This window comes from Tannerella serpentiformis (assembly GCF_003033925.1).
Lineage (GTDB): Bacteria > Bacteroidota > Bacteroidia > Bacteroidales > Tannerellaceae > Tannerella > Tannerella serpentiformis.
Genome location: NZ_CP028365.1, coordinates 2,541,081 through 2,557,819, shown reverse-complemented (window position 1 = coordinate 2,557,819; position 16,739 = coordinate 2,541,081). Strand labels below are relative to the sequence as shown.

The 16,739-nt window shown below is 60.1% G+C and carries 12 protein-coding genes; 7 read left to right on the top strand and 5 right to left on the bottom strand.

Annotation, left to right across the window (positions count from 1 at the left end; translation table 11 throughout):
• The first annotated feature begins 191 nt into the window (after positions 1-191).
• The 5 genes from C7123_RS10780 to C7123_RS10755 all read left to right on the top strand — a co-directional run bounded on the left by C7123_RS10780 (position 192) and on the right by C7123_RS10755 (position 9,976).
• The gene (locus tag C7123_RS10780; RefSeq protein WP_069175027.1) at positions 192-2,438 is read left to right on the top strand and encodes a TonB-dependent receptor; all 2,247 of its coding nucleotides are present in this window, start codon (positions 192-194) and stop codon (positions 2,436-2,438) included.
• A 548-nt stretch (positions 2,439-2,986) separates the two neighbouring features.
• Positions 2,987-7,543, top strand: a complete 4,557-nt coding sequence (locus tag C7123_RS10775; protein WP_069175026.1) for a cobaltochelatase subunit CobN — start codon at positions 2,987-2,989, stop codon at positions 7,541-7,543.
• Positions 7,544-7,661: 118 nt separating this feature from the next.
• Positions 7,662-8,354, top strand: coding sequence for a hypothetical protein (locus tag C7123_RS10770; RefSeq protein ID WP_069175025.1), 693 nt, complete (start codon positions 7,662-7,664; stop codon positions 8,352-8,354).
• A 672-nt stretch (positions 8,355-9,026) separates the two neighbouring features.
• Positions 9,027-9,647, top strand: coding sequence for a MotA/TolQ/ExbB proton channel family protein (locus C7123_RS10760; RefSeq protein ID WP_069175023.1), 621 nt, complete (start codon positions 9,027-9,029; stop codon positions 9,645-9,647).
• 53 nt (positions 9,648-9,700) lie between these two features.
• Complete coding sequence (locus tag C7123_RS10755; protein WP_237269333.1) at positions 9,701-9,976, top strand: DUF2149 domain-containing protein; 276 nt, start codon at positions 9,701-9,703, stop codon at positions 9,974-9,976.
• A gap of 181 nt (positions 9,977-10,157) precedes the next feature.
• Here the strand turns inward: C7123_RS10755 and C7123_RS10750 are convergent, their stop codons facing one another.
• The 5 genes from C7123_RS10750 to C7123_RS10730 all read right to left on the bottom strand — a co-directional run bounded on the left by C7123_RS10750 (position 10,158) and on the right by C7123_RS10730 (position 14,137).
• Positions 10,158-10,817: an HAD family hydrolase gene (locus tag C7123_RS10750; RefSeq protein WP_069175022.1), complete on the bottom strand. Its 660-nt coding sequence runs from the start codon at positions 10,815-10,817 to the stop codon at positions 10,158-10,160.
• 3 nt (positions 10,818-10,820) lie between these two features.
• Positions 10,821-11,438: a recombination mediator RecR gene (gene recR / locus C7123_RS10745; protein WP_069175021.1), complete on the bottom strand. Its 618-nt coding sequence runs from the start codon at positions 11,436-11,438 to the stop codon at positions 10,821-10,823.
• Complete coding sequence (gene rfbB / locus C7123_RS10740) at positions 11,435-12,586, bottom strand: dTDP-glucose 4,6-dehydratase (RefSeq protein ID WP_069175020.1); 1,152 nt, start codon at positions 12,584-12,586, stop codon at positions 11,435-11,437. Before rfbB ends, recR begins: the two co-directional genes overlap by 4 nt.
• Before the next feature lie 174 nt (positions 12,587-12,760).
• Positions 12,761-13,306: a dTDP-4-dehydrorhamnose 3,5-epimerase gene (gene rfbC, locus C7123_RS10735; RefSeq protein WP_069175019.1), complete on the bottom strand. Its 546-nt coding sequence runs from the start codon at positions 13,304-13,306 to the stop codon at positions 12,761-12,763.
• 45 nt (positions 13,307-13,351) lie between these two features.
• The gene (locus C7123_RS10730; protein ID WP_069175018.1) at positions 13,352-14,137 is read right to left on the bottom strand and encodes an ADP-ribosylglycohydrolase family protein; all 786 of its coding nucleotides are present in this window, start codon (positions 14,135-14,137) and stop codon (positions 13,352-13,354) included.
• An 871-nt stretch (positions 14,138-15,008) separates the two neighbouring features.
• Between C7123_RS10730 and C7123_RS10720 the strand changes: the two genes are divergently transcribed.
• Positions 15,009-16,115, top strand: a complete 1,107-nt coding sequence (locus C7123_RS10720; protein WP_083206841.1) for a branched-chain amino acid aminotransferase — start codon at positions 15,009-15,011, stop codon at positions 16,113-16,115.
• A gap of 76 nt (positions 16,116-16,191) precedes the next feature.
• Positions 16,192-16,695 (top strand): hypothetical protein, encoded by a 504-nt coding sequence (locus tag C7123_RS10715; RefSeq protein WP_159049905.1) that lies wholly within the window; start codon positions 16,192-16,194, stop codon positions 16,693-16,695.
• Positions 16,696-16,739: the final 44 nt, after the last annotated feature.

Genomic DNA, 16,739 nt, shown 5'->3' with positions numbered 1-16,739 from the left:
ACAGTCTGCAATCCGTCAGAATCAGATTCTGAAGAGCCTCCCGGGCGTGAATCACCCTGTAAACCCTCTTCTTTCCCCTCTTTTCATTGTGTAATTCGTCTCCTTGCCCTCCCTTGAAATGGGGATTGCCGGGCGACGCGCACGCCTTCATCTTTGCCGCGCTAAAAAATCAAAACAACCATTCATATACAATGAAAAGAATAGCTACGCTTCTCTGCTTCATGATCTGCTGTGCCATGGCCATTTATGCCACTGACGCAAACGTGACCAGACGAACTTACACGGTGAGGGGCACCGTGAAGGATCGCACGAATGCCCCCGTTCCCTATGCCACGGTGATGGTGATCGGCACCAACATCGGGATCGCCGCCGATGCCGACGGCGGTTTTCGCCTCCAATTAGACAAAGGCACCTACCGCCTGCGCTTCTCCTGCACCGGTTACGAGCAGAAGACCGTCGACGTGTTGGCCGAAGAGCAGCCCGACCTCGAGGTGACACTCGACGAGGCCAAGAACGGCCTCACGGAGGTGGTCGTCACCGGCACACGAACGGAGCGCATGCTCAAGGATGAGCCCGTCGTCACGCGCGTCATCACGGCCGAGGAGATCAAGAAGCTCGACCCGCAGGACTTCAAAGGGCTGTTAGAATACGAGCTGCCTGGCCTGCAATTCAACGGTGCAGCACACGGCTCCGGACTGCCCGACATCTCGTTCCAGGGCATGGACTCCCGCTACCTGCTCTTCCTCATCGACGGCGAACGCATGGCCGGCGAGGGCGCCTTGGACAACATCGACTTCAGCCGCTTAGACGTGGACAACATCGAGCGCATCGAGGTGATCAAGGGCAGCATGTCCACCCTCTACGGCTCGAACGCCCTGGGCGGCGTGGTGAACATCATCACCAAGAAGGCCAACCGCCCGTTCGTGGGCAATGTCTCCGCTCGCACCACCAGCCGCGGCGATCAGAAATACGCGCTCTCCGTGGGCACACGTCAGGAGAAGTTCTCATCGCTCACCTCAGCCTCCTTCAGCCGTCGCAACCCGTACACCATCCGTGACACCAAGCCGATGACGAGCACCTTCAAGCGCCCCGACGGCACCGACTCTACAGCCGTGGATACCACCCGACGCAGCTTCAACATCAAGGGCTACGAGACCTTCTCCATCGCCCAAAAGTTCGGCTACGACTTCACCGACCGACTCAGCGCTGAGGTCACCGGCAGCTTCTACCAGAACCGACTGCTCTACACCGAAGAGATGAAGCTCCACGAGCGCTTCCGCGACTTCACCTTCGGCGGTAAGCTCGGCTACATCCTCAACGAAAACAGTCGGCTGGACCTCTCCTACCACTACGACCACTACTATAAGAACGACATCTTCCCCCAGGCTGGCGACCTCACCACGGTGAAGTATCGCGACGTCACCCACAACATCCGACTCAACTACAGCCTCCTCCTGGCCGACCGTCACGCCCTCACCGCCGGCACCGAATACAACACCGAGCGGATGAAGAGCAACTGGTTTCGCGACACCACCTCCTCCCGTTTCTCCAACTGCGTGATCTACGTCCAGGACGACTATCGCGTCACCGACCGCCTGAGCCTCGTCGGCGGCCTGCGCATGGACTACCACTCGGAATACAAGGCGCACGTCAGCCCGAAACTCTCCGCCATGTATCGCCTCGGGCACGTCACGCTGCGCGGTGGATATGCGGCCGGCTTCCGCTCCCCGTCGCTCCGCGAGCTGTACGCCGAGTTCGACCACCGCGGCATGTTCAAGATCTACGGCAACACCGACCTCAAGCCCGAAACGAGCCACCACGCCTCCATCTCAGCCGAGTGGGTCGCGGGCATCTTCAACGCCTCCGCCACCGGCTACTATAACTGGTTCAACAACCGCATCGTCCGGACGGTGCGCATCGAGGATGGCCCCGCCAAACAGTATCCCGACTACACCTATCAGAACGCCGAAAAGTCCAAGACCTACGGCTTCGACGTCAACGCCCAAGTGCGCCTGCCCTTCGACCTCACCCTGCGCGGCACCTATTCCTACGTCAACGACGACGAGAAGGTGCAGGGCAAACGCAGCTCCTACATCCGTCCCCACACAGCCGTCATGCAAGCCGACTACACGCGCCGCTTCGGCCGTTGCCGCGCCTACATCGGCCTAAATGGGCGCTGGATGGCCGCCACGGACTACTGGTCGTACAGCAGCAGCCAGAAGAGCATGTACAAGATGGAGCTCGAGAGCCGCATGCTTTGGAAGCTGAACGCCGGGTGCTACTTCCCACGCGGCATCGCCCTCAACATCGGCGTGGACAACCTCTTCAACGCAAGGGATAAGAACATCGGTTATGACGTCTACTCCGCCACCCTCACCCGCGGCACGGAGTTTATCGCCAACCTCTCCGTCAATATCGCAGAGCTGATCGGCAAATGACGGGACGGGCACTTGGCACTTTTTTGGGGCACGACACTTCTTGAGGGAGGCGTCGTGTTCCTCTTTTTTTGGCCCCAAGCCCGACAGGTCCGAGCTACCCCAGAAAAAAAGAAGGACTAAACCCTCAGGGTTCAGCGTCGCCCAGAAAAAAAGAAGAGCCAAACCCTGAGGGTTCAGCGTCACTTAAAAAAAAGAAGGCCCAAACCCTCAGGGTTCAGCGCTTCTTGGAAAAAAGTAGGGCCAGACCCTGAGGGTTCAGCATCACTTGAAAAAAAGAAGGCCCAAACCCTCAGGGTTCAGCGCTACTTGAAAAAAAGAAGGACTAAACCCTCAGGGTTCAGCGTCGCTTGAAAAAAAGAAGAGCCAAACCCTCAGGGTTCAGCGTCACCCAGAAAAAAAGAAGGGCCAAACCCTGAGGGTTCGGGGCTACCTCGAAAAAAACTACTCCTAACTACCGCGCCGCAGGCGCATAACTACCCCTAACTACTCCTAACTACCGGGGCGAAGCCCCATAACTACCGCGCCACAGGCGCATAACTACGCATAGAATGAAAAGAAAGATTTATCTGTGGATTGGGATCGTCGCAGTCGTCTTGGCCGCGGCGTTTTTTGCCTATTCCAAATGGATGGCACCCACACGCGTGGCCTTCGTGAACTATCAGGCCATCTCGCTTGGCAGCATCTACAAAGCCAACGACAACTCGCACATCAAACTCGTGGAAGTCTCCACCGACGAGCTCGACAAGCTCAAAGGCTTCGACATGGTCTTCGTCAACGGCATGGGCCTGCGCATCGTCGAGGAGCAACGCCAACAGCTGCAACGCCTGGCCGACAAGGGAGTGCCCATCTACACCTCGATGGCCACAAACCCCGACAACAACATCTGCAACCTCGACTCCGTGGTGCGCGACTCCATCAAGACCTACCTCGACGGCGGCAGCAAGAAGAACTATCGCAGCCTGCTCAACTACGTCCGCAAGGTGGTCGACGGCAAACGCTTCTTCGTCAACGAGCCTGAGCCGGCCGTGGAGCGCGCCGAAGACATCATCTATCACCCCAACCCCAGCGGCAACGACCGCGACGACGACCTCGAGTTCCACTCCGTGGCCGAGTATGAGGCCTGGCTCAAGAAGCAAAACCTCTGGCACGAGGGCGCCCATAAAATCGTCGTCACCGGACAGATGGCCGACCCCACCGGCCTGATCGATGCGCTGCAAAAGGCGGGCATGAACGTCTATCCTATCTACGCCCGCGAGAAATGGTTCGACTACCTCAACGCCATCAACCCCGCCATGGTGATCAACATGGCGCACGGCCGCATGGGCGACGAGATGGTCGATTGGCTCCGGGAGCACAACGTGACGATGCTCGCACCGCTCACCGTCAATCGCCTCGTGGAGGATTGGGAGAACGACCCGATGGGCATGTCCGGCGGCTTCATGTCGCAGAGCGTCACCATGCCCGAGATCGACGGCGCCATACGCACCACAGCACTCTTTGCCCAGTATGAAGACAAGGACGGCTACCGCCACTCTTTCGCCGTGCCCGAACGCCTCGAGACGTTCGTCGAAACCGTGAAGCGCTTCCTTGACCTCCGCACCAAGCCCAACAGCGAGAAGCGCGTGGCCATTTATTACCTCAAGGGGCAGGGCCAAGGCGCAACCATGACGGCCGGCGGCATGGAGGTCGCTCCGTCGCTCTACAACTTCCTCAAGCGACTCAAAGCCGAGGGTTACAAGGTGGACAACCTGCCCGCTAACCACCGCGAGTTGGAGAAGATGATCATGCAGCAGGGCGCCGTCCTCGGGGTCTATGCCGAGGGTGCGATCGCTGAGTTTATGAAGACCGGCAACCCGGAGCTGATCAAGAAGGAAGACTATGAAGCCTGGGTGAAACAGGCGCTCCGCCCGGAGAAATACAAGGAAGTGGTGGCCGCCAATGGCGACTTCCCCGGTCAATACATGGCCACGGCAGACGGCCGACTGGGCGTGGCCCGACTGCAATTCGGCAACGTCGTCGTAATGCCGCAGAACGCCGCCGGATCGGGCACAAATGCCTTCAAGATCCTCCACGGAACAGACGCCGCGCCGCCGCATCCTTACATCGCCTCCTACCTCTGGATGCGCTTCGGGTTTAAGGCCGACGCGCTGATCCATTTCGGTACACACGGCAGCCTCGAGTTCACGCCCCGCAAGCAGGTGGCGCTCTCCAGCAACGACTGGCCCGACCGACTCGTGGGCCCGCTGCCACACTTCTACGTCTACACCATCGGCAACGTCGGCGAGGGCATCATCGCCAAACGCCGCTCCTACGCCACGCTCACGTCATACCTCACGCCGCCCTTCATGGAGAGTAGCGTGCGCGGCATGTACCGCGAGCTGACCGAGGCGCTGAAGATCTACGACCACCTCGCCGAGGACATCAACGAACGCCGCGAGCAGGGCAAGGCTCCGGACGCTCGCATGGAGGACGAACTGAAGCGTGCCGCGATCAACGTGAAGGCGGCCACCGTGAAGCTCGGCATCCATCGCGACCTGGAGCTGGATAGCATCGCCGGTAAGCCCTATTCGGAGGACGACATCCGCCGCGTGGAGAACTTCGCCGAGGAGCTGGCTACGGAGAAGATCACCGGACAGCTCTACACGATGGGCGTACCCTACGAGCCCGCTCGCATCACATCGTCCGTCTTGGCTATGGCCACCGACCCGATCGCTTACGGCCTCTGGGCGCTCGACAAGCTGAAGGGACGCACCCACCTCGACGCCGATCGCGACCGCGTGAAGTTCACACAGGTCTACTTAGATCCGGCAAAGGAGCTCGTGAACCGTCTGCTCACCCAACCGACGATGGCCACGGACGAGTTAGTCTGCCGCACAGCCAAGATCACCCCCGAGGAGCTGGCTAAGGCACGCGAGATCATCGCCGACCGCAACGCCCCGCGGGGTATGGCGGCCATGATGATGATGACGGGCAACAAGAAGAAAGGCGGTATGCCGGGAATGCCTCCTACGGGCATGTCGGGCGGTAAGCCTGCCGGACATCCCGGCGGTATGCCGGGTGGTAAAGCCGACGCCAAGCCGGCCGGACATCCCGGTGGTATGCCGGGTGGTAAAGCCGACGCCAAGCCGGCCGGACATCCCGGTGGTATGCCAGGCGGTAAAGCTGACGCCAAACCCGCCGGACATCCCGGAGGTATGCCGGGCGGTAAAGCCGACGCCAAACCTGCCGGACATCCCGGAGGTATGCCGGGCGGTAAAGCTGACGCCAAACCCGCCGGACATCCCGGAGGTATGCCAGGCGGTAAAGCCGACGCCAAGCCTGCCGGACATCCCGGAGGTATGCCGGGCGGTATGCCGCCGAAAGGCATGGGTGGCATGATGGGTGGCATGATGGGCGGCAAGAAGAAGACGTACACGAAGGACGAAGTGCACCTGGCTGACGCCATCATGGAAGTGGAGCGCACAATCCTGAACGTGAACAAATACAAGACGTACCTCATGGAGAGCCCTGAGAGCGAACTGCGCAGCAACATGAACGCACTGAAGGGTGGCTACGTGGCTCCCTCGCCGGGCGGCGATCCGATTGCCAACCCGAACACACTGCCCACGGGCCGCAACCTTTACTCGATCAATGCCGAGGCGACACCCTCAGAGGCAGCTTGGGAGAAGGGTAAGCGACTGGCCAACGCCACGATCGACCTCTACCGCAAACGCCACAACAACGAGTATCCGCGCAAGGTGAGCTACACGCTCTGGTCGGGCGAGTTCATCGAGACGGAAGGTGCCACCATCGCACAGATCCTCTACATGCTCGGCGTGGAGCCGGTGCGCGACGCCTTCGGTCGTGTCTCCGACCTGCGCCTGATCCCCTCTTCCGAGCTGGGTCGCCCGCGCATCGATGTGGTGGTGCAGACCTCCGGCCAGTTGCGCGACTTAGCCGCCTCGCGACTCTTCCTCATCAATCGCGCCGTGGAGATGGCAGCTGCGGCGAAGGATGACAAGTTCGACAACCAAGTGTCCGAGGGGGTCACCGAAGCACAGCGCACACTGCTGGCCAAGGGTCTCTCGCCACGCGAAGCGCAGGAGATGGCTACTTATCGCGTCTTTGGCGGTGTCAATGGCAACTATGGCACGGGCATCCAAGGCATGGTGGAGAGTGGCGACCGCTGGGAGAAGGAGTCCGAGATCGCTGAGACGTATATCCATAACATGGGCGCCTTCTACGGCAGCGAAAAGCAGTGGGAGCTGTTCCGCCAATACGCTTTCGAGGCCGCGCTGACCCGCACCGACGTCGTCGTACAGCCACGCCAGAGCAACACCTGGGGCGCCCTCAGCCTCGATCACGTCTACGAGTTCATGGGCGGTATGAACCTGTCCGTCCGCCACGTCACCGGCAAGGATCCCGACGCCTACCTCAGCGACTACCGCAACCGCAGCAATGTGCGCATGCAGGAGGTTAAGGAGGCCATCGGTGTGGAGGCGCGCACGACGATCCTCAACCCGACGTATATCAAGGAGAAGATGAAGGGTGAAGCCTCGTCGGCCGGCGTCTTTGCCGAGACCGTCCGCAACACCTACGCTTGGAACGTGATGAAGCCGTCCGCCATCGACGACGAGCTGTGGGACGAGATCTTCGACGTCTACGTCAAGGATAAGTACGACCTCAAGGTCGACGAGTTCTTCCGCGAGCAAAGCCCCGCCACGCTCGAGGAGATCACAGCCGTGATGATGGAGACGATCCGCAAGGGCATGTGGAAAGCCACGCCGGAGCAGATCGCCGAGTTGGCCCGCGTGCACACCGAGACGGTGAACAAATACGGCGCGGCATGCTCTGGCTTCGTCTGCGACAACGCCAAGCTGAAGGACTTCATCGCCTCGAAGGCCGACGCCTCGGCCGCCGCCCAGTACAAGCAGAAGATCGCCGAGGCGCGCGAAGCCAACCTCTCCGACAAGGACGCCAAGAGCGTCGTCTTAGAGAAGGACAAGCAGAACGCCATCGACGAGACGGCCGACACCTCGGGCCGTCGCATGATCCTCATCGCAGCCATCGCGCTCGTCGTGGCCATCGCCGCATTCCTCATCATCCGCAGAAGGAGGAAGAACTAAAAACGAAAAGCCAAAAACGAAAAGTCCTGCCGGCAGGAGGAGGGGGGCGCACGCGAGTTCCCCCCCTCTCTCCCGTACCCGGCTTAGCTTTTCACTTTTAGCTTTTCCCTTTTCGATTATGGACAACATCTTCCTCCTGCTCGCCTTCTTCGCTGTGGTGAAGAGCCTCTTCATGACCACCCTGCTGCCCGACCGGCGCTATCGCATCGCGTTCAGCGTGCTACTCGGCGTGTTCGTGGTGCTCTCCCACTCGTACGTCGTCGAGCTGAACAAGCTGCAGGTGCAGCGCATGCTGTCGGAGCGTTCGGCCCTCTTCGACATCTCCCTCGTGGTGATGGTCGACAGCCTGCTGACCGTCTACTTCTGCCTAGCCCGCCTGCGCGACCGCGAGCCCGAGCAGCGCTTCGCGTGGTACACCACCCTGGTGCGCCATATGCCCTCGCTGCTCATCTTCCCCGCGCTTTTCTACCTCCACATCAACCTGCTCTTCTCCCTGCCCGGCGTCGCCTTCACGACCGTCACGTGGGGACTGGCCGCAGGAGTGGTTGTCGTGTTCGTGGCCGCGTCGCTCTTTGCTCGCAGCCTCATCGGCGGCAAGGATCTGCTGATCGAGCTGATCATGCTGCTCACCCTGTTGCTCTTCCTGCTGACCGTCTGCAGCGCCGTCTTCCACCCCTCCAACACCGTCATCTCGCACAGCGCCCCCGTCGACTGGCTCGGTTGCCTCGGCACCCTCGGGCTGCTCCTTGGGCTCACGCTCGTCGGATGGTTGCTCACTGCGGTGCGGCGGAGGCTTCAGAAGAAATCATAGCCTTCGGATGGATAGTCGGGGCAAGGCTCCCACGAGGGGCGCCTCTACCTCCACCGGTGTAACTATGGCCATGCAAGGCCTGCGTGACGGCGGCAAAGTGTGTGAAATGACCGTGCAAGGCCTGCATGACGATTTCACAGTGTGTAAAACGACCATGCAAGACCTGCGTGACGATTTCACAGTGTGTAAAACGACCATGCAAGACCTGCGGATGGCGGCACAGTGTGTGAAACGACTGTGCAAGGCCTGCATGACGGCGGCACAGTGTGTGAAACGACCATGCAAGGCCTGCATGACGATTTCACAGTGTGTAAAACGACCATGCAAGACCTGCACAGTGGTTTTACAGTGTGTGAAGCGACCGTGCAAGACCTGCACAGTGGTGTCACAGTGTGTAAAAAGGCCATGCAAGACCTGCACAGTGGTTTTACAGTGTGTGAAGCGACCGTGCAAGACCTGCACAGTGGTGTCACAGTGTGTGAAGCGACCATGCAAGGCCTGCACAGTGGTTTTGTCGTTATAACTACCCAAGGGCGTATGCAATACGCCCCTACTACCCGCGCCGCAAGGCGCATAACTACCCAAGGGCGTATGCAATACGCCCCTACTACCCGGCCGCAAGGCGCATAACTACCCAAGGGCGTATGCAATACGCCCCTACATTAAACAACAATGGAATACGTATCAAACATCCTCTTTTGGATCTCCAACGGGCTGCTGGTCCCCGTCATCGTCGGCCTGCTCTACTTCTTTATCCGCAGCATACTCATGCTCGGCGGTTTCTTCAACCAATACCTGCGTCGCACCAAACAAGCGGGCCAGCTCAAGAAGCAGCTCGACACGTGGGACGGCGCGCGCCTCGACGCCCTCCTGCCCACCATCGAAGCCTCGGCCGAACGCGACTTCACCGAGGCCGTGCGCCGCATCGCTGCCACGCCCGACTCGACCCACGTCGACCGCATCCTGGCCGAGTACGAAGTGCGCGCCGACGCCGACCTGAGTCGCTGCCGCATGCTCACCAAGTTCGGCCCCATCCTCGGACTCATGGGCACACTCATCCCCATGGGCCCCGCACTGGCCGGTCTGGCCACGGGCGACGTCGCCTCGATGGCTTACAACATGCAAATCGCCTTCGCCACGACCGTCGTCGGACTCTTCGCCGGCGCCGTGGGCTACGTCATCCTGCAAGCCCGCCAGCGCTGGTTCGTCTCCGACCTCGCCTCCTTAGAGTTCATTGCCGGCATGACCGCCAAGGCCTCCTCTGTCGAACCCACTAACGCCCCACAGCCATGAGTCGCCGCCGCAGACTGCTCTCGGCTTCGGCCGAAGACAACGACCCCGTGGCCATGCTCACGAACCTCTTCGACGTGGCGATGGTCTTCGCTGTCGCCCTGATGGTGGCCATGGTGGTGAAGTTCAACATGACCGAGATCTTCTCCAAAGAGGATTACACCATGGTTAAGAACCCCGGCAAGGACAACATGGAGATCATCACCAAGGAAGGCCAAACAATCACCCGCTATAAGCCCTCCGAGAATCAGAACGCCACCGGGAAGAAAGGCCGCAAGGTCGGCGTAGCCTACGAGCTGGAGAACGGCGAAGTGATCTACGTGCCGGAATAGCCGCGACCCTCGTTGGGGCTACTATACACCAAGGGCTGCATCATCGATTGCGTATGATGCAGCCCTTGTTCTTGTTTATGGCCGTCAGGCTGTAGGGCCTATCCCATACGGGCGTCTGCGGACGCCGGCGAATATGGCCGAGTACATGATCGTACCGCTTGGGGACGAATTTGAATGGCAATTAAACCTGTGTGGATCCGTAGACGCCCAGCTCGGCAAAGTCATCGATCAGGAAGTCGGCGCCGGCGGCTTGCAGCTGGTCGCGCGTGGCATTGCCGTACGTGACGCCGCAAGTCTGGACACCGGCGTTACGCCCCATGAGGATATCCACAGGCATGTCGCCCACCACCAGCGTGTGCGCCGCGTCGATGCCCGTCTCGCAGAGCGTCCGGAGCACGGGCTCGGGGTGGGGCTTGGTATGCTCCACACTGTCGGCACCAAGCACGTACGAGATGCAGTCCCTCAGCCCCATTGCGTCGATAAAGGCGTGCAGCGACCCCGTGCCCCGCGACGAGGCAATGGTCAGCACCACACCCCGCTGCCGGAGCTGCCGGAGTGTCGAGAGGACGTGGGGGAAGGGGGCCGGCACGAGCGACTCCTTGTTGCGGAAGAAGATCTCGCGGTACGTCTCCACGAAGCGGTCGGGGAGGTCGGCCGGGCCGTCGGGATAGAGATGCCGACAGGCGTCATCGAGCTTTAAGCCGATGGTGCTGGCGCAGGCCGCCTCGTCGGCTACGGGCAAATCGAGCTGATGCATGGAGGCTTGCAGGGTGCGGACGATGTTGTCACGCGTGTCGGCCAGTGTGCCGTCAAAATCGAGGATGATCAGTTGGATGGGCATAGGTCATATCGCATCGTTGAACTCTACACGGTTGAGGATGGAGCGGCCGAGCGTCACCTCGTCGGCGTACTCCAATTCGTCGCCGATGGAGACGCCGCGCGCGATGACCGTCACACGGACGGGATAGGCCGAGAGCTTGCGGTAGATGAAGAAGTTCGTCGTGTCGCCCTCCATCGTCGTGCTGAGCGCCAGCACCACCTCGCGCACCTCACCCTCCGCCACACGCTTCACCAAACTGTCGATCTCCAGATCGGCCGGGCCGATACCGTCGATGGGCGAGATGATGCCGCCGAGAACGTGGTAGAGACCGCGAAACTGCGCCGTGTTCTCGACCGTCATCACGTCCTTCACGTTCTCCACCACGCAGACCGTCGAGCGGTCGCGCGACGTATCGGCGCAGATGTCGCAGAGGTCCGTGTCGCAGATGTTGTGACACGTCCGGCAATACTTCACGTCGCGACGCAAGGCCTGAAGCGCCGTGCCGAGTCGCTCGGCGTACTCCGGCTCGCGACGGAGCAGGTAAAGCGAGAGCCGCAGCGCCGTCTTTCGACCGACGCCGGGCAGCGCCGACAGCTCGTCGACGGCATTCTCAAGGAGCGTGGAGGGATAGGCGCGATTCATGACTTCAGTTCGCGGCCGGCATACATGCGTTCGTAATACCCCACGTAATCGCCGCTGATGACTTCACGGATCCAGTCTTGGTGCTCGAGGTTCCAGCGCACCGTCTTGACGATGCCCGTCTCGAAGTCCGTCTCCGGCTGCCAACCCAGCTCGGTGGAGATCTTCGTCGGATCGATGGCGTAGCGCTGATCGTGGCCGAGTCGGTCGGTGACGAAGGTGATCAGGCTGTCGTCGATCCAGTCGACGGTGGGCAGTCCGTCCGGGCCGGCGATGCGTTTGCGGAGAGCGTCGCGGTAAGCGGGTTGCTCGGTCATCAGTTGGCGGACGGTGTGGATGATCGTGCGCACGATGTCGATGTTCTTGCGCTCGTTGTGTCCGCCCACATTGTAGACCTCACCCGCGCGACCGCGGTGGACGACGGCGTCGATGGCCTTGCAATGATCCTCGACGTAGAGCCAGTCACGAACGTTCGACCCGTCGCCGTAGACGGGCAGCTGCTTACCCTCGAGGATGTTGTTTATGATGAGCGGGATCAGCTTTTCGGGGAAGTGATACGGCCCGTAGTTGTTCGAGCAGCGGGTGATGCTGACGGGCATGCGGTAGGTGTCGTGGTAAGCCATCGCCACTAGGTCGGCGCTTGTCTTGGAGGCGCTGTAAGGGCTGTGCGGGGCCAGCGGAGTCGTCTCGGTGAAGAAGCCGTCGGGGCCGAGGCTCCCGTAGACCTCGTCGGTAGAGACTTGATGGAAGCGTACGCCGGGGCGCCACGTCGGGTAACCCGTCGCATCGCGTCCGGTGGTCCACGCCTTGCGGGCGGCGTTGAGGAGGTTCTGTGTGCCGAGGATGTTGGTCATGAGGAAGAGTTGCGGGTCTTCGATGCTACGGTCGACGTGGCTCTCGGCGGCGAAGTTGACAACGCAGTCGATGGGGTACTTCTCAAAGAGGCTTTCCACAAGCGCGCGATCGCCGATGTCGCCTTTGACGAAATGGCAACGCACTCCGTCGATATCGCTTTCGATCGTGTGCACGTTGCCGGCATAGGTGAGTAGGTCGAGGACGATCAGCTGTGCGTCCGCGTGGGTGACCAACATATGCTTCACGAAGTTGGCGCCAATGAATCCGGCTCCGCCGGTGATTAAATAGGTATGCATAATAGTTAGAGGGTAGAAGGTAGAGGGTAGAGGGTAGAGGGTAGAGGGTAGAGGGTGAAAGGCAGCGGACTTCTATCTTCTTTTCTTGCCTTAATGCAAGAAAAAAAGAAGCAAAAGAAAATCAAGGCCTCTGCCGAGGCCGGGGAAGTTGGCCGGGTACATCTCTGGGGGGAGTTATAGCTCTGCGTCGCGGAGCTGGGGCAGCACGCGGTCTTTCTCGGACGTGAGGATGGATGTCGCCTCGTCGATGCACCAATCAATGCCCACGTCGGGGTCGTCGAAGCGGAAGCCGCGCTCATGGCTGGGCATGTAGGGGCTGTCGACTTTATAGGTGAAGATGGCTGTCTCGCTCTTGACGTAGAAGCCATGCGCAAAGCCGCGCGGGATGTAGAACTGGCGATGGTTGTCGGCCGATAACTCGACCATCACGTATTGCCCGAACGTGGGTGATCCGCGGCGGATATCTACGGCCACGTCCACCACCGTGCCGACGATCACGCGCACCAGCTTAGCCTGTGTGTAGGGTGCCAATTGATAGTGCATGCCGCGCAGTACGCCGCGCGAGGAGCACGATTCGTTGTCCTGAATGAAGCGTGTCGGCCCGATGTGAGCCTCAAAATCCGGCTGCTTGTATGCTTCCATAAAATACCCTCGCGCGTCGTGAAACACCTTCGGCTCCAGGATCCACACACCGGGGATATGCGTCTCGATATAGTCCATTGATTCGATAAGATTCGATGATTTGGGGGGCAAAGAAAGCGGGGTTCACCGGATCAGCTGAATGGGGCGCTGGGCAATGAACGGTATGACCACGTCACGCATCTCCTGCGTCAGGCACGCCAGGGCCTGCCGAGCGATGGCGTCGGGGATGCCGTAGAAGGCCTCGGCCAGGCTGCCCGTCATGGCCGCGATCGTGTCGCTGTCGCCGCCGATGGAGATGGCCAGGCGCACGGCCTGCTCGAAATCGGTGCTCTCCAAGAAGCAAACGATGGACTGCGGCACAGTGACCTGACATGTCACGTCGAAACGATTCGTCCGGCGGATCTCGTCGCACGTCTCGCTGACATCGTAGCCGTAGCGCGTGGTGGCGACAGCGCGCACCGCCTCACGTCCGCCACCGTCGCGCAAGGTGCGGATGCACTCGGCAATGCACTGAGCACCCTTGATCCCCTCCGGGTGGTTGTGGGTGCAGGCCGCCGACTGCCGGGCCGCCTCCAGCATATCGTCCATCGGCCCATCGATCCACCCGCACGGAGAAACACGCATGCCCGCACCGTTGCCGAAACTGAAGTACGGCTGCGGATCGTCCGAGGCTATCCACTGCCGGAAGCGTCCGCCGTAGCCGCCCGTGGGATACGGGTAGCGGCGACACCAGCTGTGGAGCGTCGGCCCGAAATCCACGCCGCGTAGCAACGCGTCGGCCACGGCCACCGTGCAGACCGTGTCGTCCGTAAATCCACACTCGGGCGCGAACAGCTCAAAGTCCGTCCGGTGCGTGTTATTAAACTCAAATCGCGACCCCACAATGTCGCCTACGATAGCTCCTAACATGATTCGTTTTCCTTTCTGTTTTGATGGAGGAGATGGACTCCCGTTTTGCCCCGCAAAAGTATCCGAATGAAGCGGGGGGCACACCTCGCAAGAGGAATGGCCGAAGGTCAACGGGGCGGTTCGCCTATACCTTTATATATAGTGGCGCGGCAGTTGACGCGGGGGCACTCCGTCTTTCGATCGCTGGCGACTCACTTACTGGACTCGCTGGATCAAAAGTGCTCCTCAAAATGTCGCATGACGGAGCCGCTGGCACGCAGGCGCCTCAAAATGTCGCATGACGGCGCCGCTGGCACACAGGCGCCCCAAAATGTCGCATGACGGTGCCGCTGGCACGCAGGCTCCCCAAAATGTCGCATGACGGCGTCGCTGGCACGCAGGCGCCTCAAAATGTCGTATGACGGAGCCACTGGCACGCAGGCGCCTCAAAATGTCGCATGACGGGCTCGCTGGCACCCAGCGACGCCAAAATGTCGCATGACGGAGCCGCTGGCACGCAGCGACACCAAAAAGTCGCTTGACGGACTCGCTGGCACATAGCGACGCCAAAAAGTCGCTTGACGGCGCCGCTGGCACGCAGCGACGCCAAAAAGTCGCTTGACGGACTCGCTGGCACCCAGCGACGCCAAAAAGTCGCTTGACGGGGCCGCTGGCACGCAGCGACGCCAAAAAGTCGCTTGACGGAGCCGCTGGCACGCAGCGACGCCAAAAAGTCGCTTGACGGACTCGCTGGCACGCAGCGACGCCAAAAAGTCGCTTGACGGGCCCGCTGGCACGCAGCGACGCTAAAAAGTCGCTTGACGGGCCCGCTGGCACGCAGCGACGCTAAAAAGTCGCTTGACGAAATACTTTAGCAGAAAAAAAGAGCCGAATGCTTTCATATCTCATCCGGGACGTTACATTTGCGCGTAGTTATTTTCCAAACATTAATACAACACATCAAAAACAAGACGCAACCATGAAAGAAATCAATTGGTCTGAGATTCCGTTTGGTTACATGAAGACGGATTACAATGTGAGATGTTATTACCGCGATGGCGCATGGGGTGAACTCGAGGTTTCCTCTTCGGAAAACATCGACATTCACATGGCTTCCACCTGCTTGCACTATGGCCAGGAGGCCTTCGAGGGCCTGAAGGCCTTTATGGGCAAGGACGGACGCATCCGTGTCTTTCGCATGGACGAGAACGCTAAGCGCCTCCAGGCCTCCAGCCGCGCCATTATGATGGCCGAGCTGCCGGTGGAGAAGTTTGAAGAGGCCGTGCGCCGCGTCGTATTGCTTAACAAGCGCTTCGTGCCGCCTTATGGCAGCGGATCGTCGCTTTACATCCGCCCGCTGCTCATCGGTACCGGTGCGCAGGTAGGCGTCAAACCCGCTACGGAGTACCTCTTCGTCATCTTCGTTACGCCCGTGGGACCGTATTTCAAGACCGGTTTCCGCCCCTCGAAGGTCTGCATCATGCGAGGCTACGATCGCGCCGCACCTCATGGCACTGGTATGGTGAAGGTCGGCGGTAACTATGCAGCCAGCCTCGCAGCCGGTTCCAAAGCACGCGAAGCAGGCTACGCCGCCGTGCTCTACCTCGACCCGAAAGAGAAGAAGTACATCGACGAATGCGGCCCAGCCAACTTCTTTGGCATACGCGGCAACTCGTACATCACGCCCGCGTCAAACTCCATCCTGCCCTCGATCACAAACAAGAGCCTCATGCATTTGGCCGAGCACATGGGTATGACCGTGGAGCGTAGACCGGTGCCTTTCGAGGAGATCGCCACCTTCGACGAAGCGGCCGAGTGCGGCACAGCAGCCGTCATCGCCCCCATCTCTGCGATCGACGACTTGGACGAAAACAAGTCGTACGTCATCGCCAAGGATGGCAACGTGGGCCCAGTCTGCGAGAAGCTCTATCATAAGCTGCGCGCCATCCAGTGCGGCGACGAGCCGGACGAGTTCGGCTGGGTGTCGATCATCGAGTAAGAAACGCCCAAGACATGCAGCGTCTGCCCCGCGCCAAACATCCGTAAGAGCAGAAACAATCAATCCGAAACAAAATATGAAAGCGAAAATGTTTTTGGTCTACAGCATGGCGACGATGACACTGCTGATGGGTCTGGGTGGCTGTAGCGAGAGTGAAGCGGGTAGTGAAAGTCCTTCGGCCACTTTGAAGGCCTATCACTTCACCAACTCGGGCTGCCTCTCCAACCTCCGATCGGACGGCACGGACGACACGACCTCCATCGTCGGTCGGCACGAGGTACTCCGCCTCAAGGCGCTTGGCAACGGTCGGCTGCAGATCCACCACGACAGTGTGGTCTACCAGTGCGCCGCGAAAATCGAGCTGCATGTTACCCGCAACGGGCAGTTGATCCACATCGAGGAGCGCGATGTGGCTTCGGCGCAAGCCAATTGCACCTGCCCCTACAACCTGAAGTATGAGTTCCCGTTGGAATACGGCGACTACCGGATCCGAATCAACGACGGCAATACGTTCCCGTTTACCTACACCTCGGCTACGGATATGACGCTCATCCTGGGAGATTACAAGGGGTTGTACTGATTAGAGTAAGGTTTTTTTCTCTCATTTTTATTGATCGAGAAGGA